20 protein-coding genes are annotated in these 18525 nt (G+C 70.0%); 7 read left to right on the top strand and 13 right to left on the bottom strand.

The annotated features are described in order from the left end of the window. Positions 1-58: 58 nt before the first annotated feature. Together dut and coaBC are read right to left on the bottom strand one after the other, a co-directional pair. A complete protein-coding gene (dut, locus tag EV683_RS09935) occupies positions 59-511 on the bottom strand; it encodes a dUTP diphosphatase (RefSeq protein WP_066614763.1) in 453 nt (150 codons plus the stop codon). Continuing rightward, on the bottom strand, positions 508-1701 hold the full coding sequence (coaBC, locus tag EV683_RS09930; protein ID WP_131862672.1) for a bifunctional phosphopantothenoylcysteine decarboxylase/phosphopantothenate--cysteine ligase CoaBC: 1194 nt from the start codon (positions 1699-1701) through the stop codon (positions 508-510). The genes dut and coaBC overlap by 4 nt, the downstream gene beginning before the upstream one ends. 143 nt (positions 1702-1844) lie before the next feature. Here coaBC and radC point away from each other — a divergent pair, with 143 nt between their 5' ends. The 3 genes from radC to EV683_RS09915 all read left to right on the top strand — a co-directional run bounded on the left by radC (position 1845) and on the right by EV683_RS09915 (position 3462). Next, a complete protein-coding gene (gene radC, locus EV683_RS09925) occupies positions 1845-2519 on the top strand; it encodes a RadC family protein (protein ID WP_131862671.1) in 675 nt (224 codons plus the stop codon). A gap of 113 nt (positions 2520-2632) precedes the next feature. After that, positions 2633-2884, top strand: a complete 252-nt coding sequence (locus tag EV683_RS09920) for a hypothetical protein (RefSeq protein WP_131862670.1) — start codon at positions 2633-2635, stop codon at positions 2882-2884. A gap of 203 nt (positions 2885-3087) precedes the next feature. Further along, entirely contained in the window at positions 3088-3462 is a 375-nt protein-coding gene (locus EV683_RS09915) for a Gfo/Idh/MocA family oxidoreductase (protein ID WP_066614753.1), read from the top strand. Between the two features lie 84 nt (positions 3463-3546). Here EV683_RS09915 and EV683_RS09910 read toward each other — a convergent pair whose 3' ends face one another. The 5 genes from EV683_RS09910 to EV683_RS09890 are packed head-to-tail and all read right to left on the bottom strand — an operon-like array spanning position 3547 to position 8666. Continuing rightward, positions 3547-4155 (bottom strand): 3'-5' exonuclease, encoded by a 609-nt coding sequence (locus tag EV683_RS09910; RefSeq protein ID WP_131862669.1) that lies wholly within the window; start codon positions 4153-4155, stop codon positions 3547-3549. Beyond that, positions 4155-5954: a DUF294 nucleotidyltransferase-like domain-containing protein gene (locus tag EV683_RS09905; protein ID WP_207910442.1), complete on the bottom strand. Its 1800-nt coding sequence runs from the start codon at positions 5952-5954 to the stop codon at positions 4155-4157. The genes EV683_RS09910 and EV683_RS09905 overlap by 1 nt, the downstream gene beginning before the upstream one ends. Further along, complete coding sequence (locus tag EV683_RS09900; protein ID WP_131862668.1) at positions 5951-7315, bottom strand: transaminase; 1365 nt, start codon at positions 7313-7315, stop codon at positions 5951-5953. Before EV683_RS09900 ends, EV683_RS09905 begins: the two co-directional genes overlap by 4 nt. A 22-nt stretch (positions 7316-7337) precedes the next feature. Then, positions 7338-7856 carry a lipocalin family protein gene (locus EV683_RS09895; RefSeq protein WP_131862667.1) on the bottom strand — a complete coding sequence of 173 codons (519 nt, stop codon included), beginning with the start codon at positions 7854-7856 and terminating at the stop codon, positions 7338-7340. 39 nt (positions 7857-7895) lie between these two features. Further along, complete coding sequence (locus tag EV683_RS09890; RefSeq protein ID WP_131862666.1) at positions 7896-8666, bottom strand: class II glutamine amidotransferase; 771 nt, start codon at positions 8664-8666, stop codon at positions 7896-7898. A 78-nt stretch (positions 8667-8744) separates the two neighbouring features. On the opposite strand from EV683_RS09890, the gene EV683_RS09885 reads away from it, so the two are divergent. Together EV683_RS09885 and hslO are read left to right on the top strand one after the other, a co-directional pair. Next, a complete protein-coding gene (locus EV683_RS09885; RefSeq protein ID WP_066614741.1) occupies positions 8745-9323 on the top strand; it encodes an Ntn hydrolase family protein in 579 nt (192 codons plus the stop codon). 3 nt (positions 9324-9326) lie between these two features. Then, the gene (gene hslO / locus EV683_RS09880; protein WP_066614740.1) at positions 9327-10202 is read left to right on the top strand and encodes an Hsp33 family molecular chaperone HslO; all 876 of its coding nucleotides are present in this window, start codon (positions 9327-9329) and stop codon (positions 10200-10202) included. 152 nt (positions 10203-10354) lie between these two features. On the opposite strand, the gene alr is transcribed toward hslO, so the two are convergent. Further along, on the bottom strand, positions 10355-11425 hold the full coding sequence (gene alr / locus EV683_RS09875; protein ID WP_131862665.1) for an alanine racemase: 1071 nt from the start codon (positions 11423-11425) through the stop codon (positions 10355-10357). A 10-nt stretch (positions 11426-11435) separates the two neighbouring features. After that, on the bottom strand, positions 11436-12737 hold the full coding sequence (locus EV683_RS09870; RefSeq protein WP_131862664.1) for a D-amino acid dehydrogenase: 1302 nt from the start codon (positions 12735-12737) through the stop codon (positions 11436-11438). A gap of 188 nt (positions 12738-12925) precedes the next feature. On the opposite strand from EV683_RS09870, the gene EV683_RS09865 reads away from it, so the two are divergent. Further along, positions 12926-13414 carry a winged helix-turn-helix transcriptional regulator gene (locus EV683_RS09865; RefSeq protein WP_066614721.1) on the top strand — a complete coding sequence of 163 codons (489 nt, stop codon included), beginning with the start codon at positions 12926-12928 and terminating at the stop codon, positions 13412-13414. 36 nt (positions 13415-13450) lie between these two features. On the opposite strand, the gene EV683_RS09860 is transcribed toward EV683_RS09865, so the two are convergent. The 4 genes from EV683_RS09860 to yaaA all read right to left on the bottom strand — a co-directional run bounded on the left by EV683_RS09860 (position 13451) and on the right by yaaA (position 17955). Further along, on the bottom strand, positions 13451-14251 hold the full coding sequence (locus EV683_RS09860) for a hypothetical protein (protein ID WP_131862663.1): 801 nt from the start codon (positions 14249-14251) through the stop codon (positions 13451-13453). 31 nt (positions 14252-14282) lie between these two features. Next, positions 14283-15869 carry a methyl-accepting chemotaxis protein gene (locus EV683_RS09855; RefSeq protein ID WP_131862662.1) on the bottom strand — a complete coding sequence of 529 codons (1587 nt, stop codon included), beginning with the start codon at positions 15867-15869 and terminating at the stop codon, positions 14283-14285. A gap of 266 nt (positions 15870-16135) precedes the next feature. After that, positions 16136-16978: an urea transporter gene (locus EV683_RS09850; protein WP_165916815.1), complete on the bottom strand. Its 843-nt coding sequence runs from the start codon at positions 16976-16978 to the stop codon at positions 16136-16138. 197 nt (positions 16979-17175) lie between these two features. Next, positions 17176-17955: a peroxide stress protein YaaA gene (gene yaaA, locus EV683_RS09845; protein WP_131862660.1), complete on the bottom strand. Its 780-nt coding sequence runs from the start codon at positions 17953-17955 to the stop codon at positions 17176-17178. 59 nt (positions 17956-18014) lie between these two features. On the opposite strand from yaaA, the gene dtd reads away from it, so the two are divergent. Further along, positions 18015-18467 (top strand): D-aminoacyl-tRNA deacylase, encoded by a 453-nt coding sequence (gene dtd, locus EV683_RS09840; RefSeq protein ID WP_131862659.1) that lies wholly within the window; start codon positions 18015-18017, stop codon positions 18465-18467. Positions 18468-18525 lie beyond the last annotated feature (58 nt).

The raw sequence follows: 18525 nt of genomic DNA, 5'->3' as shown, positions 1-18525 counted from the left end.
GCCAACCTATGCAAGGTTGGCCGAGCCTTCTGGTTATCAGCGATCAGCGATCAGCGATTCAGTGGCGGCCGGTGCTGCCGAAGCCGCCTTCGCCGCGCTCGGAGGCGTCGAAGTCGTCGACCACGTTGAACGCCACCTGCACCACCGGCACGATCACCAGCTGGGCGATGCGTTCCAGCGGCGCGAGGCGGAAGGTCTCGTGGCCGCGGTTCCACACCGACACGAACAGCTGGCCCTGGTAGTCCGAGTCGATCAGGCCGACCAGGTTGCCCAGCACGATGCCGTGTTTGTGTCCGAGGCCCGAGCGCGGCAGGATCATCGCGGCGAGACCGGGGTCGGCGATGTGCATCGCGATGCCGGTCGGCACCAGCACGGTCTGGCCCGGTTCGATCGTCATCTCGGCGTCGATCGCGGCCTTCAGGTCGAGGCCGGCCGAGCCGGGGGTCGCGTAGGCGGGCAGGGCGTCCTTCAGGCGCTCATCGAGGATTTTGAGGTCGACGGTCGGTTTCATGCTTGTCCTTGTGATGCAGTGAGCTGGCGGGCGAGGTGGCGCACGATGGCGACGGCGACCTCGTCCTTGGTCATGATCGGCAGCGGATGGCTGCCGGCGTCGTCGAGCAGCACCACCTCGTTGGCGTCGCTGCCCATCGCGGTCTGCACCAGATTGGCGACCAAGAGCGGCACGCCCTTCTTCTGGCGCTTGGCCTCGGCGAAGTCGATCAGGTGCTGGCTCTCGGCGGCGAAGCCGACACAGAACGGGCCGTTCGGCAGCGCGGCGACGGCGGCGAGGATGTCGGGGTTCTCGACCAGTTCCAGCGTCGGCGCGGCGCCCTGTTTTTTCAGCTTGTGCTCGGATGCGTTGGCGACGCGGTAGTCGGCCACCGCGGCGACGGCGACGAACACGTCGCTGGCGGCCGCGCGCGCCATCACCGCGTCGTGCATCTGCTGCGCGGTGGTCACGTCGACGCGTTCGACGCCGACCGGACCGGCGAGCGCGGTCGGGCCGGAGACCAGCACCACCTCGGCGCCGGCGTCGCGGCAGGCGCGCGCTAGCGCGTAGCCCATCTTGCCCGAGCTGATATTGGTGATGCCGCGCACCGGGTCGATCGGCTCGAAGGTCGGGCCGGCGGTCAAGAGCACCTTCCGGCCGGCGAGCGTCTTGTCGGCGAACACGCCGTCGAGCAGTTCGACGATTTCCTCGGGCTCCAGCATGCGGCCCGGGCCGACCTCGCCGCAGGCCTGTACGCCCGAGGCCGGGCCGAGCACGGTCACGCCGTCGGCCACCAGCTGCGCGACGTTGCGCCGGTTGGGCGGGTTGTCCCACATCTGGCGGTTCATCGCCGGCGCGACGGCGAGCTTGCAGGCGCGCGCGGCGGCCAGCGTCGAGATCAGGTCGTCGCAGGCGCCGTGCGCGATCTTGAACAGCATGTCGGCGGTGGCCGGCGCGATCAGGAACAGGTCGGCGCGGCGCGACAGGTCGATATGCGCCATCGCGCCCGCCGGGCGGCTGTCCCACAGCTCGGTGTAGACCGCGTGGCCCGAGAGCGCCTGGAAGGTCGCCGGCGTGACGAAGCGGGTCGCCGCCTCGCTCATCACCACCTCGACGTGGTGGCCGGCCTTGACCAAGAGGCGGGTCAGCTCGGCCGACTTGTAGGCGGCCACGCCACCGGTGACGCCCAAGAGGATGCGGCGGGTCGGCATGCTAGGCTCCTGATTGAATGCGGAAGCGGCGATTTTACCGGAATGCCGGCGTGCGGTCGCCTGCGCCGCCGCGCCCATTTTATGCAAATGTCTTTATTGTTGCGTGCGGGACGGGGTGCTATAGCGAGACAAGGGGGGAAAGCATGTCGATCGCGCACTGGCCGGAAAACGAGCGTCCGCGGGAGAAGCTGCTCGCGCAGGGCGCGGCGGCGCTGTCGGACGCCGAATTGCTGGCGATCCTGCTCAGGACCGGCATCAAGGGCCAGACGGCGCTCGACGTCGGCCGCAACCTGATCGGCCGCTTCGGCAGCCTGTCGGCGCTGTTCGCCGCCGACGCGGCCACCGTCGCCGTCACGCCGGGGCTGGGCGTGGCCAAGTACACGCAGCTGGCCGCCGCGCGCGAGCTGGCGCGGCGCAGCCTCGCCGAAGAGATCCGGCTTGCCGACGCGCTGTCGAGCCCGCAGGCCGTGGTCGATTATCTGCGCTTGTCGATCGGCCAGGCGCCGGTCGAGGTGTTCGTCGCGCTGTTCCTGTCGGCACAAAACCGCGTGCTGGCGGTCGAAGAAATCAGTCGGGGCACGGTGAGCGAAACGCGCGTCTATCCGCGCGAAATCGTCAAGCGGGCGCTGGCGCACAATGCGGTCGGCGTGATCGTCGCGCACAACCATCCATCGGGTAGCGCCGAGCCGTCGGGCGCCGACCGGATGCTGACCGCGACGCTCAAAGCCGCCCTCGAACTGGTGGAGATTCGTCTGTTGGATCATCTTGTCATCAGCGCCGGCGCGGCCAGTTCGCTGGCCGCGCGCGGCTGGCTGTAGAACGCCCTCGAGCGGTGCGTCGGTTCGCCTGACAGTGTGGGCCCGCGTCAGCCGGGAGCCGGATGGAACTGTCTCGTTGTGGACGTGCGGTGCGCACGGACAAGGAGGGCATCATGAACATCCTGCGTTTGCTGAACCGGTCCGACTACATCCAGGTGAACAACCAGTTTGTCGTTCCCGACTTTCTCTATGCCTCGGAGGATTACGCCGACGACGACGACGTCGCGCTGCAGGCGCAGGTCGACGGCCAACTGCTCGAACTGACGGTGGGCGAGCTCGAGGAGGCCGACCCGCTGCCGGACGGCGGCTTTTGGATCGACGGCGTCGGCTACCTGCGTTTCCTGAGCCGCGAGAGCCTGCATTGACGTCCGTCGTGTCGTGCGCGCGGCGCGCAAGCGGCCCGCCGCCCGCCTCCTTGTCCGCCGGTCTCGTCCCGCCGCCCGGCTTGCGCGTCCACCGTGTTGCGCGCCTGGCGCCCGCTGGCCGATCTGCTGCGGGTTTGACGCAGCGCAAATGACGGCCGCCGGCTTGGCGTTACGCTCGTGGCTTTAGGCTGAGGGAGTCGAGGATGGAGAAAATTCGCGTGGGCATGATCGGCGCCGGCGAGACCGGCACCCCGCTGCTGCGGCAACTGTTGCAGGCGCCGTTCGTCGAGGTGGTCGGCGTGGCCGACCTCGACTTCTCGCGGCCGGGCATCGCCGTCGCGCGCGATCACGGCGTGGCGGTGACCGCCAACTTCATGGAGTTGGCCGAGCAGGGCGACGCGGTCGACATCCTGATCGACGTCACCGGCTCGAAGAAGGTGCGCGAGGATCTGCGCCGCTACCTGCAGTTTTCCGGCAATGCGCATACGGTGATCCTGCACGAGCGTATCGCGCTGCTGATGATGTCGCTGTCGGCCGGCCACCTGGTCGAGACGCGGCACGGCGAACTGGCGTACTGATCCGCGCGAGGCGCGCGCGACAACAAGGCTCGGCCAACCCTGGGGGTTGGCCGAGCCTTGTTATTTTGGCGTCGGGACGAGGCGCTAGCCGTAGCCGCGCGCGGCGAGCGCCTGGTAGGCGAGCGCGGCGGTGGTCGCGTCGTTGAGCGCGTCGTGGCGTGGCAGCGCCGGCACGCCGAGGTCGGCCAACAGCGCGTGCCACGACAGGTCGACGTGGGCACCCGCTTGCCGGCGCGTCTTGTAGTCGTAGTAGCGCGCCGAGATCTCGATCGCGCGGTTGGGCAGGCCGATGCCGATCAGCGGTTTCAGGTAACGGCCGAGCACCGCGAGATCGTACTCGAGGTAGTAGCCGACGAGCGGCCGGCCGCCGACGAAGTCGAGCAGCGCGTACAGCGCGTCGGCCGGCGCGAGGCCCGCTTCGACGTCGCGCGCCCTGAGGCCGTGGACCTTCACGCTGCCGGCGTCCGGGCGCTTGTCCGGGCGCACCAGCACCGAGAAGGCCGTGCTGGTCAGCACACGGTGGCCGACGATCCTGACGGCGCCGATCGCCAGCAACTCGGCGTCGCGGACGTTCAGGCTGGTGGTCTCGCAGTCGAGGCTGACGTATTCGCCGTCGACCTCGTCGAACAGGCCGGCGTAGCGCGGATCGGTCAGCTTCTCGCGCAGCCAGCGGCGGCGCAGCGCGGCCAGCATCAGAACGCCCCCAGCCGGAAGTGGTGGCGCAGCAGCGCCTTGAAGCGCCGCACGACGGCGAGCGCCTCCTTCAGCAGGTCGCGCTCGAGCGCGTTCAGCCGCGCCGGAATCACCACCGTGTCGGCGGTGCGGCCGTGCTCGGTCGCGGCCAGCCCGGCGCGCAGCCGCAGCCCCATCAGCAGCGACAGCGCCTCGGCCAGGTCGCGCGCCAGCTCGCGTTCGAGCGCGTGCTGCGCGACCAGCGCGTCGAGCCGCTCGAAGGTGTTGGCCGCGTCGATGCCGTGCTCGAAGGCCAGCGCGCGGCAGCCGTGCACGATGGGGAAGATGCCGGCCTTCTTGAGGTCCAGCGGCGCGTTTTCCTGCAGCAGTTGCGCGATCAGCCCGGGGGTGTCGAAGCGCTCGAGCGCGCGCGCGAAGCGGGCGAGCAGCGCGTCGTCGTCGCGGCGCAGCGCGTCGAGGTAGCGCTTGAGCTCGGCCAACGGCGCGGCGTCGCCGGCGACCGTCTCGGCGTCGAGGAAGATCGCCAGCCGCATCAGCGCCTCGTCGTCCGGCTGCGTCATCCAGCGGTAGAGCCGGTCGCGCCAGGCGGCGGGCGTGCCGCGCCACTCGGGGTTGTCGACCATCACCCGGCCGGGGCAGCGCGGGTAGCCGAAGCCGTCGAGCGCCGCCGAGAAGGCGGCGGCGGCCTGCGCGACGGCCGCCGCGTCGACGCCGTCGCCCTCGCGGTAGAGCAGCGCGTTGTCCTGGTCGGTGCGCAGGATCTGCTCGCCGCGTCCTTCGGAGCCGAGCACGATCAGGCTGCTCGCGGCGGCGACCGCCGGTGGCGCGACGAGCTGCCAGGTGCGCGCGAACAGCCGCGCGTTCAGCGCCTGCACCAGCCGTGCCAGGTGCGGCGCCTTGACGCCGGCGTCGACCAGATGGCCGACCAGCAGCGGGATCTGGCCGGCGGCGTCGGCCAGCGCGTCGAGCGTGCCGGCGCGGTCGATGCGTTCGGCGATCAGGTGCGAATGGGTCGAGAAGAAGGACAGCAGGTCGACCTGCTCGAGCACGCCGAGCGGCCGGCCGCGTTCGGTGACGACGACGCGGCGCACGTCGTGGCGGGTCATGGTCAGGAGCGCGTCGAACAGGTGGGCGTCGGCGTCGACCGCGATCAGTTCGAAGCGCGCCCGCGCGGCAAGCGGCGTGTCGCCCGGCAGGCCGTCGAGCACCACGTCGCGGAAGTCGCTGCTGGTGAAGATGCCGACCGCGTCGCCGCGGCGCACCAGCACCGAGTGCAGGCTGCGCGTCTTCATCGCGCGCGCGGCGTCGACCACGGTGTCGGCCGCGTCGAGGAAGAGCGCCTCGCGCACGCCCAGCTCGCGCACCGTCGCGGCCAGCAGCGTCTGCAGCTCGCGCCGGCCGGCGCGCGCCGCGAGCCGCGCGAGCTTTTCCGACACGCGCGCGAAGAAGAAGGCGCCGAACTGCGGGTTCGTCTCGGTCAGCGCCAGCACCGCGTCGCGCGGTAGCGCGTGGGCGACCGCCTCCTCGTGGCAGACGAAGCGGTGCGCGGTGCGGCCGGCGACCAGCGCGCGCGCGTCGAAGGTGTCGCCGGCCTGGTAGGCGGCGACCGTCTCGTCGCCGGCCATCTCGCGCACCCGGCCCTTGATCAGCACGTAGAGCGTGTCGACGCGCGCCTCCGGACCGAGGATCTCGTCCTCGTCGGCGTAGTAGACGAGGTCGGCGGCCGCCTCGAGCCGTTCGCGCTCGGCCGGCGAGAGCGCGTCGAAGGGCGGGCTCGTCAGCGCGAAGCCGCCGCTCACGCCGCCGTCCCCGCCAGCGCGGCGATCGCGCCGTCCAGCGCGGTCGCGAGCGTGTCGACGTGCTCGCGCGTGGTGGCCGGCGCGCACAGCATCATGTTGTGGAAGGGGGTGATCGCGACGCCGCGGTTGAGCAGGAACAGGTGCAGCGCCAGCGACAGCTCCCCGTCCATCGCCGCCGCGGCCTCGCGCGCGGTGGCCGGCGGCGAGGGCGAGAACTGGAACTCGCAGCGCGCGCCGATCTGCGTCACGCACCACGGCAGGTGGCGGCGCGCGATGAGCTCGGACAGCCGGTGCGCGAGGTAGGACGCGGTGCCGGTCATGTGCAGGTAGGCGGCCGGCGTGGCGACCGCCTCGAGGTTGGCGCGTAGCGCCGCCAGCGTGAACAGGTTGGCCGACAGCGTGGTGCCGAGCCCCGAGTGGCCGGCCTCCTTGGTGGCGAGCAAGGTCTCGGCCCGGCTGGCGACCTCGGCGCTCATGCCGTACACCGCCGCCGGCAGGCCGCCGGCGATCGCCTTGCCGACGGTCAGCATGTCCGCGTCGACGCCGGCCTGGCGGCCCCAGCCGCCGGGCCCGGTCGACAGCGTGTGCGTCTCGTCGAGGATCAGCAGCGTGCCGTGGCGGCGCGTCAGCTCGCGCACGCCTTCGAGGAAGCCCGGTTGCGGCAGCACCATGCCGCAGTTGGTCAGCCCCGGCTCGGTGAGCACGCAGGCGACGTCGCCTGCGGCCAGCGCCGCCTCGAGCGCGGCGAGGTCGTTGAACTCGACCGCCACGCTGTGGCGGGTCAGGTCGGCCTGCTGGCCGATCAGGCCAGGGCGGTGCGCGGTGCGGCCGTGGTCGAGCCTGACGAAGGTGTCGTCGACCGTACCGTGGTAGCCGCCGTCGAACACCAGCACGCGGCCGCGGCCGGTCAGCGCGCGTGCCCAGCGGATCGCCGCCCGGTTGGCGTCGGTTGCGGTGGCGGTCAGTTGCCAGACAGGCAGCCCGAAGCGCTCGGCCAGCAGCCGTCCGACCGCCGGCGCGTCCGGCGACGGCAGCATGGTCGACAGGCCGTGGGGTGCGGCGCGCGCGAGCGCCGCCGCGACGGGGGCCGGGCTGTGGCCGAACATCGCGGCGGTGTCGCCGAGGCAGAAGTCGACGTAGCGGTGGCCGTCGGCGTCGCTCAGCGTCACGCCCTCGGCCGACGCGACGAAGAGCGGGAAGGGCGTACCCCAGTCGCTCATCCAGTGCATCGGCACGCCGGCGAGGAAGTGGCCGCGGCTGTCGCGCGCGAGCCGTTCGGAGGCGGGGTGGGCGGCGGCGAAGCGCCGGCGTTCGCCGTCGATGACGGACAAGATGGCGGAGCGGTCGAATCGGGTCGGCATGCGTTCTCCTAGGGCGATGGCGTCAGCCGCCCTGCTGCGGGCGGATCAGGTCGTCGAGTTCGAAGCCCAGTTCGCGCGCGCGCGCGAGCGCGGCGGCCTCCAGCGCCGGGTCGAGCTGCGGCGTGCGCGACAACAGCCACAGGTAGTCGCGGCCCGGCTCGCCGACCAGCGCGGCGCGGTAGTCGCCGTCCAGCCACAGCACCCAGTAGGGCGCGGTGAACGGCCAGAAGAAGCTGACCTTGAGCTTGGCGTTGCCGCTGCCGGGCACCACCTGCGCCTTGCCGCGCGCGCGCCGCTCCTCGCCGTCGCGGTCGAGGCAGCGGTTCTCGATCCGCAGCGTGCCGTCGGCGCGGGCCGTGTAGGTGGCGGTGACGTCGCGCACGCAGTGGCGTTCGAAGTACATCGGCTTGCGCGCGATCTCGTACCAGGTGCCGACGTAGCGCGCGAGGTCGACGGCGGCGACGGTGGCCGGCGGCGTCTCGGCGCGCGCGGCGCCGGCCAAGAGGCCGCACAGCAGCAGGGGGATGAGGGCGTGGCGCATCGCGTCTCCTTGTCGTCGCTTCGGGCGGGTCGCCGCGCCTCAGGCGTGGAACAGCGCCCGGCCGTCCTTGAACAGCAGCGCCTGGCCGGGGTCGATCCGCGTCCAGTGCTCGTTATCGGTCAAGGGCTGGGTGGCGATCACCGCGACCCGGTCGTCGGGGGTGGTTTCCTCGGCGAAGTCGACGGTGATGTCCTCGTCGAGCAGGTGGGCGGTGGCGAACGGCGCCTGGCGCACGATGTAGTGCAGGTGGGTCGAGCAGTGCGCGAACAGCCACTCGCCGTTGCTCAGCATGAAGTTGAACACGCCGTGCGCGCGGATCGCTCCGGCCAGCTCCAGCAACGCCTGCCACAGCGCTTCGAGCGGCGGCGGCGCGTCCCAGCGCCGGCGCAGGTTTTCCATGATCGCGCAGAAGGCGGCTTCCGAATCGGTGCCGCCGACCGGGCGGTAGTAGCGGCCGGGCGCCGGGTGATAGTCCTTCAGGTCGCCGTTGTGGGCGAAGATCCAGTACTGGCCCCACATCTCGCGCAGGAAGGGGTGGGTATTCGCCAACCCGACCGGGCCGACGGTGGCCTTGCGGATGTGGGCGATCACGTTTTCCGACTTGATCGGGTAGGATCGCACCAGCGCCGCGACCGGCGAGTCGGCCGAGGGCTTGTCGTCGAGGAACAGCCGGCAGCCACGCCCCTCGAAGAAGGCGATGCCCCAGCCGTCGGCGTGGTGGTCGGTCAGGCCGCCGCGACGGTGGAAGCCTTCGAAGGAGAACAGGATGTCGGTCGGGGTGTTGCAGTTCATCCCCAGCAGCTGACACATGGTAAAGCGACTCCCGTGCTTGTTTTTTTGGGATGGTGCCTTATCTTAGCGTTTTTATTTCGACAGGGTGAGGCGCGCATGACGACCATCGTGGTGGTACGCAAGGGCGACGAGGTCGCGATCGCGGCCGACAGCCAGACCACCTTCGGCGACGACCACAAGTTGCTGTCGGGCTATGACCGTTTTCACGACAAGATCTTCAAGTGCGGCGACAGCCTGCTGGCGATTTCCGGCTCGGCGGCGCACGACCTGGTGCTGCAGCGCGCGCTCAAGTCGCTCAAGTCGCGCGACCTGTCGAGCCGCGAGGCGATCTTCGACACCTTCTGCAAGCTGCACCCGAAGTTCAAGGACGCCTTCTTCATGCGCCCCGAAGAAGAGGACGACGACCCCTACGAATCGAGCCAGATGATGGTGCTGATCGCCAACCCGCGCGGCATCTTCGGCGTCTACCCGATGCGCGAGGTGTACGACTTCGCGCGCTTCTGGGCGATCGGCTCCGGGCGCCAGTTCGCGATGGGCGCGATGTTCGCCGCCTACGACTCGGAGCTGTCGGCGCGCCAGATCGCCGAGCTGGGCGTCAAGGCCGGCGCCGAGTTCGACGTGTCGTCCAGCCTGCCGATGACCGTCTATACCCTGAATCTCGCAAAGGAGTCCTGAACCATGGACCACAAAGACACGCTGCAACGCTTCCTGTTCGACGGCGCCCCGGTGCGCGGCGCGCTGGTTCGCCTCGACGACACCTGGCGCCAGGTGCTCGACCGCCGCGCCTACCCGGCGCCGGTGGCGCGCGTGCTCGGCGAGATGATGGCCGCCAGCCAGCTCTTGTCGGCCAACCTCAAGTTCGACGGCACGTTGGTGATGCAGTTGCAGGGCACCGGCCCGCTGCGCCTCGCCGTGGTCGAGGCCTCGAGCGACCGCGGCGAGCGCGCCACCGCCAAGGTGCACGGCGACGTCGCCGAGGACACGAGCTTGGCCGAGCTGGTCGGCACGGGCGGTCAGTTCGTCATCACGCTCGAACCGGCGCAGGGAGAGGCCTGGCAGGGCATCGTCGCGCTCGAGGGCGACAGCCTCGCCCAGATGCTGATGAACTACATGGGCCGCTCCGAGCAGCTCGACACCTACCTGAAGCTCGCCTGCGACGGCGACTCGGCCGCCGGCCTCTTGCTGCAGCGTCTGCCGGACGGTCACGGCGACCCGGACGGCTGGCCGCGCGCGCGCGCGCTGGCCGAAACGCTGGCCGACGACGAGCTGCTGGCGCTGGCGCCGGCCGAGATCCTGCACCGCCTCTACCACGAAGAAACCGTTCGCGTGTTCGAGCCGGAGGCGACCCGTTTCGCCTGCAACTGCAGCCGCGAGCGCGTCGGCGAGATGTTGAAGATGCTCGGCGGCGAGGAGGTCGGCGACATCGTGCTCGAGCAGGGCAGCGTCGAAATCGCCTGCGATTTCTGCAACCAGCGCTATGTGTTCGACGACGCCGACGTCAAGGAGCTGTTCCAGTTCGACGTGGTGGGGGCGGTGCGCGACGCGCGGCACTGAGTTCCCGGCACCCGGCTTCATTTGGACGAAGGCTCGGCCAAGCTTGCATAGCTTGGCCGAGCCTTCTTGCGTTGAGACGGCAAAAAAAGCCCCGGCTCGCGGCCGGGGCATAAGGGACAGAACACGAAGAGAAACGTGTCAAACACCAGGGACTACCGATAACGGAAGGCGGCGCGCTTGACGTTGCACAGCAGCTCGTAGGCGATGGTGCCGGCGTGCGCGGCGACCTCGTTCACCGACACCGTATCGCCCCACAGCTCGACCTCGCTGCCGACGCCGGCGTCGGCGTCGGGCAGGTCGGTGAGGTCTATCGTCAGCATGTCCATCGACACGCGGCCGATGATGCGGGTGCGTACGCCGTCGATCGCGACCGGGCTGCCGGTCGACGCCAGGCGCGGGTAGCCGTCGGCGTAGCCGCAGGCGACCACGCCGACGCGCGTCGCGCGCGAGGTGTGGAAGCTCGCGCCGTAGCCGATCGGCTCGCCCGCGGCCAGCTCGCGCACCGCGAACACTTTCGATTTGAGCTGCATCACCGGCTTGAGCTCGACCGCCGGGCCGTCGACCGGCATCGGGCTCGCGCCGTAGAGCAGGATGCCCGGGCGACCCCAGCCGACGCGCGCCGCCGGCCAGCCGATCAGGCCGGCCGAGTTGGCGAGGCTGACCTCGCCGGCCAGGCCCTCGGTCGCTGCCTGGAAGGCGGCGATCTGGTCGGCGGTGGCCTGCGCGCCCGGTTCGTCGGCGCGCGCGAAGTGGCTCATCATCGTGATCGACGCGACCTTGCCGCTGGCGCAAAGACGGGCGTGCGCGGCGGCGTAGTCGGCCGGCGCGAAGCCGACGCGGTGCATGCCCGAGTCCATCTTCAGCCACACGGTGTACGGCGTTTTCGGCTTGGCCGCCTCGATCATCGCCAGCTGGCCCTCGTGGTGGACGACCAGCCACAGGCCGTGGCGTTCGACCAGTTCGAGCTCGGACGCCTCGAATACGCCCTCGAGCAGCAGGATGGGCTGCGCGATGCCGGCCTCGCGCAGCTGCAGCGCTTCCTCGATGCAGGCGACGGCGAAGCCGTCGGCGTCGGGCAGGGCTTTGGCGCACTGCACCGCGCCGTGGCCGTAGGCGTTGGCCTTGACGACGGCGAGCGCGCGGCCGCCGGCGAGGGCTCGGCCAACGTGGTAGTTGTGGCGCAGATTGTCGAGGCGGATGACGGCTTCAAGCGGGCGGCTCATCGACGGCTCCTTACGCGGTCGCGGCGCGGGGGCGCAGCGGGGCCGGCGCGACGGTCTTGGCGCCGTAGCGCGCGATCGACAGGCCGTCGGCGCTGATCTCGGTCTTGCGGCCGGTGATCAGGTCGGCGAGCAACTTGCCGGAGCCGGCGCTCATGGTCCAGCCCAGCGTGCCGTGGCCGGTGTTCAGCGACAGGTTGGCAAGGCGGGTCGCGCCGATGATCGGTGTGCCGTCCGGGGTCATCGGGCGCAGGCCGGTCCAGAACGACGCGGCCTTCAGGTCGCCGCCGTCCGGGTACAGGTCGCCCACGACCATTTCCAGCGTCGCGCGGCGCTTCGGGTTCAGCGACAGGTCGAAACCGGCCAGCTCGGCCATGCCGCCGACGCGGATGCGGTCGTCGAAGCGGGTGATCGCGATCTTGTAGGTCTCGTCGAGGATGGTCGAGGTCGGCGCGCCGGCGGCGTTGACGATAGGCACGGTCAACGAGTAGCCCTTGACCGGGTAGACCGGCACGTCGATGTCGAGGGTCTTGAGCAGCTGGCGCGAGTAGCTGCCCAGCGCCAGCACGTAGTGGTCGGCGGTGTGGGTGACGCCGTTGGCGACCACGCCGGTGATGCGGCGGCCGTCGTCGAGGATCTTCTCGATGCGGTGGTCGAACAGGAAGGTCACGCCGGCATCCTTGCACATCTGGGCCAGGCGCTGGGTGAACAGGTTGCAGTCGCCGGTTTCGTCGTTCGGCAGCTGCAGGCCGCCGGTCAGCTTGTGCTTGGTCTTGGCCAGCGCCGGCTCGACGCGCGCGCAGCCGTCCGGATCGAGCACGTTGAAGGCGACGCCGCACTCCTTGAGCACCTCGATGTCCTTGCCCATGCCGTCCAGCTGCGCCTGCGAGCGGAACAGCTGCAGCGTGCCGCCCTGGCGGCCTTCGTACTGGATGCCGGTTTCGGCGCGCAATTCCTTGATCTTGTCGCGGCTGTATTCGGCCAGGCGCATCATGCGGCCCTTGTTGAGGTTGTAGGCCTCCGGGTTGCAGTTGGCGAACATCTTGGCGATCCATTCGAGCTGGAACAGCGAGCCGTCCGGGCGGATCGCCAGCGGCGCGTGTTTCTGGAACAGCCACTTGGCGGCCTTCATCGGGATGCCCGGCGCGGCCCACGGCGCGGCGTAGCCCGGCGAGATCTGGCCGGCGTTGCCGAAGCTGGTTTCCAGCGCCGGACCCGACTGGCGCTCGATCACGGTCACTTCGCAGCCGGCCTGGGCCAGATACCACGCCGTGCTGATGCCGATAACGCCACCACCCAATACCATGACTTGCATTTCGTTCGTCCTCTACTTGCCTGGAGGGGGCCGCAGACCCCGTCGCCGTCCTTGCTTCGGTTCAGGGTTTGCCCTGAACCCGTCTTTAGTGATTTTTTGTAGTATATTTATTTGAAAGCAGTTTTTTTCTCCAAAACTTACTGTTTATTTGGGTGAAAAACTGATAATTCGACAGGTTGACAGGAAAAATGAAAAAGGCGAATTCCGGCGCTTATCCGCTAGACCGCATCGACCGCAAGATCCTCCGGCATCTGCAGGCCAACGGCCGCATGTCGATGACCGAACTGGCGGAAAAGGTCGGCCTGTCGATCACGCCGTGTACCGAGCGCGTGCGCCGGCTCGAGCGAGACGGGGTGATCGAGGGCTATTACGCCAAACTCAATCCGCAGGCGCTCGGCGCGTCCTTGCTGGTGTTCGTCGAGATCAAGCTGTCGGCCAAGTCGGGCGAGATCTTCGAGGCGTTCCGGCGCGAGGTGATGAAGCTGCCGCAGGTGCTCGACTGCCACCTGGTATCCGGCGACTTCGACTATCTGATCAAGGCGCGCATCGCCGACATGAGCCACTACCGCAAGCTGTTGGGCGACATCCTGCTGCAGTTGCCGAACGCGAACGAGTCGAAGAGCTACGTGGTGATGGAGGAAGTGAAGGAAACCCTGCTGCTGCCGGTCGAGGAGTGAGCGGGGCGGCGGCGCGCGGACGGCGGAAGGGCGGGCTCAGAACAGGTCGAGCGCGACGAGCAGGCCGACCAGCAGCACGAAGGCGGTCACGCCGGTCATGATCTGGTTGGTGTGGCGTTCCCGGGCGATCTGGCGGCGCAGCGCCGACTGGCTGGCGTCGGCCTCGGCCAACTTGTGCTCGAGTTCGTGCTGGTAGGCGTCGTGTTGCGCCAGCGAGTCGAGCAGCGCGGCGCCGGGGACCTCGCTGACCCGTTCGGCGTCCCACACGCCGAGCAGGCGGCCGGCCCGGTCCTTGCCGTAGTGGGCGCTTTTCTGGCCGTCGCCCCATTCGAAGTCGAAGCCCTGAGAGGCGAAGAAGGCGTTCACGCGCAGCTTGTCCTCGTCCGGCAGCGACAGCGTGCTGAGCACGCCGGGCGCGACCCGGTAGTCGGGGTAGACGGTCTTGGCCCAGGCGATGACCTGGGCGAACAGGTAGGCGTCGAGCGGCCCGCCGGCGAAGGCCGCGCTGAGCGCGACGCCGCTCTTGGGGCCGAAGGCGACGCTGCGGCTCGGGTGGTCGACGCGCGCCCACGCGCTGTTCAGGTTGTTCGGCGAGGCGGCGTCCTCGCCCTCGAAGCGCTGCCACTGGCCGGCCGCGACCCGGGCGAAGCCCTGGAAGACGACCCGGAAGTAGTCCGACTGCGCGGTATTCGCGCGGCTCTTTTTCAGCGTGCCGTAGGCCGGGTCGCCGTGGCCTTGCACGGCGACGACGGTTTCGCCCAGCGGCAGCGCCAGGCCGGCGAGCCTTGCCTCCGGTTCGGGCGGCGGCAACGGGACGGGGTCGAGGGGAGAGCTCATGCCGGCATGATAGCGAAGAGCGTCTTTCCCGTTAAGCGCCGGCCGTCTCCAGTTCGAAGTGGCCCGCCAGCTCGGCCAGCCCCTCGGCCTCGGCGGCGAAGTGCTCGATCAGCCGGTTGGCCGAGGCAAGGTCGCGGTCGGTCGCCTCGAACAGCCCGGCGACGTCGCCCATCTTGATCGACAGCTCGGCGGCGGCCGACGATTGCTGCGCGTTGCTGGCGGCGATTTCCTGCATCCGCTCGGCGACGCCGCCGGTGCATTCGCGCACCGCGATGAGTCGCTCGGCGGTACGCGCCTGCGCGTCGGCGCCGCGCTGTGTCTCGTCGGCCACCGCCTGCATCGCCGCGACGGTGGCTTGCGCCGCCTGCTCGACGTTGCCGACCAGCGCGTGGATTTCCAGCGTGCTCGCGCTGGTGCGCTCGGCCAACTTGCGCACCTCGTCGGCGACCACCGCGAAGCCGCGCCCCGATTCGCCGGCGCGCGCCGCCTCGATCGCCGCGTTCAGCGCCAAGAGGTTGGTCTGGCCGGCGATGTCGCGGATGGTGTCGCTGACGCGGTTGATCGCCGCGATCGCGCCGGCCAGCGACGCGATGCTGTCCTGCGCCGTGGCCACCGCGCGGCCGGTTTCGCGCGCGCCCTCGTTCGCGCGCGCCATCGCCTCCAGTCCTGCCTCGAGCGCGCCGCGCGCGTCCAGGCTCTGCGCGGCGGTGTCGGCGGCGGTGCCTGCGACCTGCTCGACCGAGCACGACAATTCCTCGATCGCCGCGCTCATCTGCGCGACGCCGCCGTTGCCGGCCTCGACGCGGCGGTGGATGTCCTCGCTGGTCGCGCGCAGCGCGGCCGCGTCGCCCGCCAGCGATCGGGCGGCGCGCTGCAGGTCGTCGATGACCACCTTCAGGTGCACCTGCATGTGCGCGAGCTCGGTCTCCAGCCGTCCGGTCTCGCCGCGCCGGCCGACCGGCAGCGGGTTGGCCAGCCGCCCCTCGGCGATCGCGCCGCAGGCGTCGAGCAGCCGGGCGACGCGCGCGTGCCGCCGTCGCTCGACGCCGAGCCAGCCGGCGGTCAAGAGCGCCTGGCCGGCGAGCAGGGCGAGGCCGGCGGCGCCGTGACCGAAGCCGCCGATCAGCGCGCTCGTCGCCAACAGCGCTGCGCCCACGCCCAGCCGCAGGCGGTGCTCGTCGTAGCCGCCGGGCCGCGCCTTGCGGAACGGCCGCCCGGCGCGCAGCGCGGCGTAGTCGCGTTCGGCCGTCTCGACCGCGTCGCGCGCGGCCGGGGAGCGCACCGACATATAGCCGACCGTCTCGCCCTGCTGCCTGACCGGCACGACGAAGGCGTCGACCCAGTAGTGGTCGCCGTTCTTGCAGCGGTTCTTCACCAGGCCGCGCCAGGGTTGGCCGAGCCTGATCGTGTGCCACATGTCGGCGAACAGCGCCGGCGGCATGTCCGGGTGGCGCACGACGTTGTGGCTGTGGCCGACGAGCTCGTCGCGCGCGAAGCCGGACAGCGCGACGAAGGCGTCGTTCGCGTGCGTGATGACGCCCTTCAGGTTGGTGCGGGTGACGATGAGGCCGTGCGTGAACGGCCGTTCGATTCCGGTGACCGGCAGGTTGAGCTTCATGGCTGAGGGTCGGTTTCGTGGTTGGCGGAATAAACGGATGAAATACGCGACATCGGCGATGCCAAATGAATCGCCATGGTGGAGGACGGCGGCAAAGAGGGCTTGATCTGGGTCAAGCGCGCAAGGGGCGGCGAACGGGCTTGGAGCGCCCGCTTGAGAATGCGTTTTGGATATTCAACGAAAGGGCGGCAAAAAGCCGCCGCGCTGTGGCGCAGACGCCAACAGGGCGACCCGTGGGTCGCCCTGTTCGTTTGGCCGGCCGCCGCTCAGGCCGCTTCGCGGGCGGCGGGCGGCGCGGCGACGCGCGGCGCGCTCAAGAGCAGCATCGCCCAGGTCACCAGGATGAAGGGTAGCGTGAAGTATTTGACCCCCGCGGCGGCCAGCGCGAGGCAGACCGGCACCGACAGCAGGATGCCGGCCAGCCTGACGCCGGGGCGGCGGCCGAACACGGTCAGGCCCTGGCCGATCAGCGCGGCGTTGACCGCGAGACCGACCAGCTGCTCGCCGGCGGCGAGGCCGGGGGCGAACAGGTCGAGCGCGTCGCTGGCCATCCAGGCGACGGCGGCGCCGGCGGCCAGCCAGAAGGCTTCCTCCTTGTCGTGCCAGGCGAAGGCGAACAGCACGACGAGGCCGGGCCTGAGGCCGCTGATGAAGGTTACCTGGCCGACGTTGCAGATCACCGAGGTCCAGCTGTCCTCGCAGCCGGGCGGCGAGATGCGCTGGCCGAAGGCCGACTCGATCGCCAGCGCCAGCCACATCGCGAGCACGAACTGCAGCGTCAGCGGCGGCAGCCGGCCCCAGGCGGTCCAGCGCGCCGACACGAAGGTGGAGGCGACGCTGACCAGCGCGAGGTAGGCGAACAGCAGCGGGCCGGGCGCGAAGAAGGACAGCAGGCCGGCGCCGGTCAGCGCCGCGTTGAAGCCGTACAGGCCGTCGACGCGGGCCTCGCGCGGCAGGCGCGCCAGGTAGGCGGTCGCGAGGGCGACCGCGCTGGCGAACAGCGCGCCGACGGCGGCCCAGAGGTTGACGCTGGCGAGCGCCAGCACGATGGCGAAACCGGTCAGCGCCGAGCGCTGGAAATGGATCTGGCCGACTTGGCGGAACAGCACGGCGAGCGGTTCCGGACAGCGTCGGGACAAGGATGCGGCATCAAACATGGTCGGGTGCTACCAAAGAACGGCGGCGCGTCGCGCGCGGGTGTTGTCTCGGAGTTTTTTCTTTTGGCCTCAGGGGCGGGCGTATCTTAGCGTCCCGCGCGCGCTTTGTGGAGAGTGGGGGCGCCGCCTGCCGCGACGGTCAACCGGCTTCAGCGCGCCGCCGGGTCGCGGCGGAACACCCAGGTGTCGTCGTCGGAGGCCTCGGCGACGAAGGCGTAGCCGTCGGCATCGAAGCCCTTCAGTTGCCGCACGTCGGTGACGCGGTGCTTGACCGCCCAGCGCACCATCAGGCCGCGCGCACGCTTGGCGTAGAAGCTGATGATCTTGTACTGGCCGTTCTTGAGGTCCTGGAACACCGGCGTCACCCGCCGCGCCTTCAGTTGCCTGATTTTCACCGACTTGAAGTACTCGTCGCTGGCGAGGTTGACCAGCACCGGCTCGTCGCTCTCGAGCAGCACGGCGTTCAGCGCGCCGGTGAGCTTGTCACCCCAGAAGTCGTACAGGTTTTTGCCGCGCGGGTTGGCGAGGCGGGTACCCATCTCGAGCCGGTAGGGCTGGATCAGGTCGAGCGGGCGCAACAGGCCGTAGAGGCCGGACAGGATCCTCAGGTGCGTCTGCAGGTAGTCGAGTTCCTGATGATCGAAGTCGCCGGCCGACAGGCCTTCGTAGACGTCGCCCATGAAGGCGAGCACGGCCTGTTTGGCGTTGCCGGGCGTGAACGGCGTGTGCCAGTCGTGGAAGCGGCCGACGTTGAGCGTGGCGATCGCGTCGCTGACACCCATCAGCCCGGCGATATCGGCCGGGCTCTTTTCGCGCAGCACGGCGATCAGCTCGGCGCTGTCGGGCAGGAAGTCCGGCTGCGAAAAATGACGGGTGGTCGGCGGGGTGTCGAAGTCGAGCGTCTTGGCGGGTGAAATCACCATCAGCATGAAAGGCTCCTTGTTGTTATGCTGGCCGGCGTTTCATTCTAAGCGATACGGAGATCACGATGCGGGTGCTGGTGCAAAGGGTGGCCACGGCGAGCGTGGCGGTGGCGGGCGAGACGGTCGGCTCGATCGGGCCGGGGCTGCTGTTGCTGGTCGGCGTCGAGGACGCCGACGGGCCCGAGGACGTCGCGTGGCTGGCGAAGAAGGTGCTCAACTTGCGCATCTTCGCCGACGAGGCCGGCGTGATGAACCGGTCGGTGCTCGACGCCGGCGGCCAGATCCTCGCCGTCAGCCAGTTCACGCTGTTCGCCAGCTGCAAGAAGGGCAACCGGCCGTCGTACAGCCGCGCCAGCCGGCCGGAGCATTCGAAGCCGCTGTTCGACGCGCTGGTCGCCACGTTGGCCGAGGGGCTGGGCCAAGCGGTGCCGACCGGCGTGTTCGGCGCCGACATGCAGGTCGCGCTCGTCAACGACGGGCCGGTGACGATCTGGCTCGACAGCCGCGACCCGCAATAGCGCGGCGTCCCGCGCCGGCGCGTGGGCGGCGTGCCGACCGTGTCGCGGCACGCGCCGT

Source organism: Crenobacter luteus, assembly GCF_004345725.1.
Lineage (GTDB): Bacteria > Pseudomonadota > Gammaproteobacteria > Burkholderiales > Chromobacteriaceae > Crenobacter > Crenobacter luteus.
Note: the sequence above shows the minus strand (reverse complement) of the source record. Positions and strands in the feature narration are given on the sequence as shown.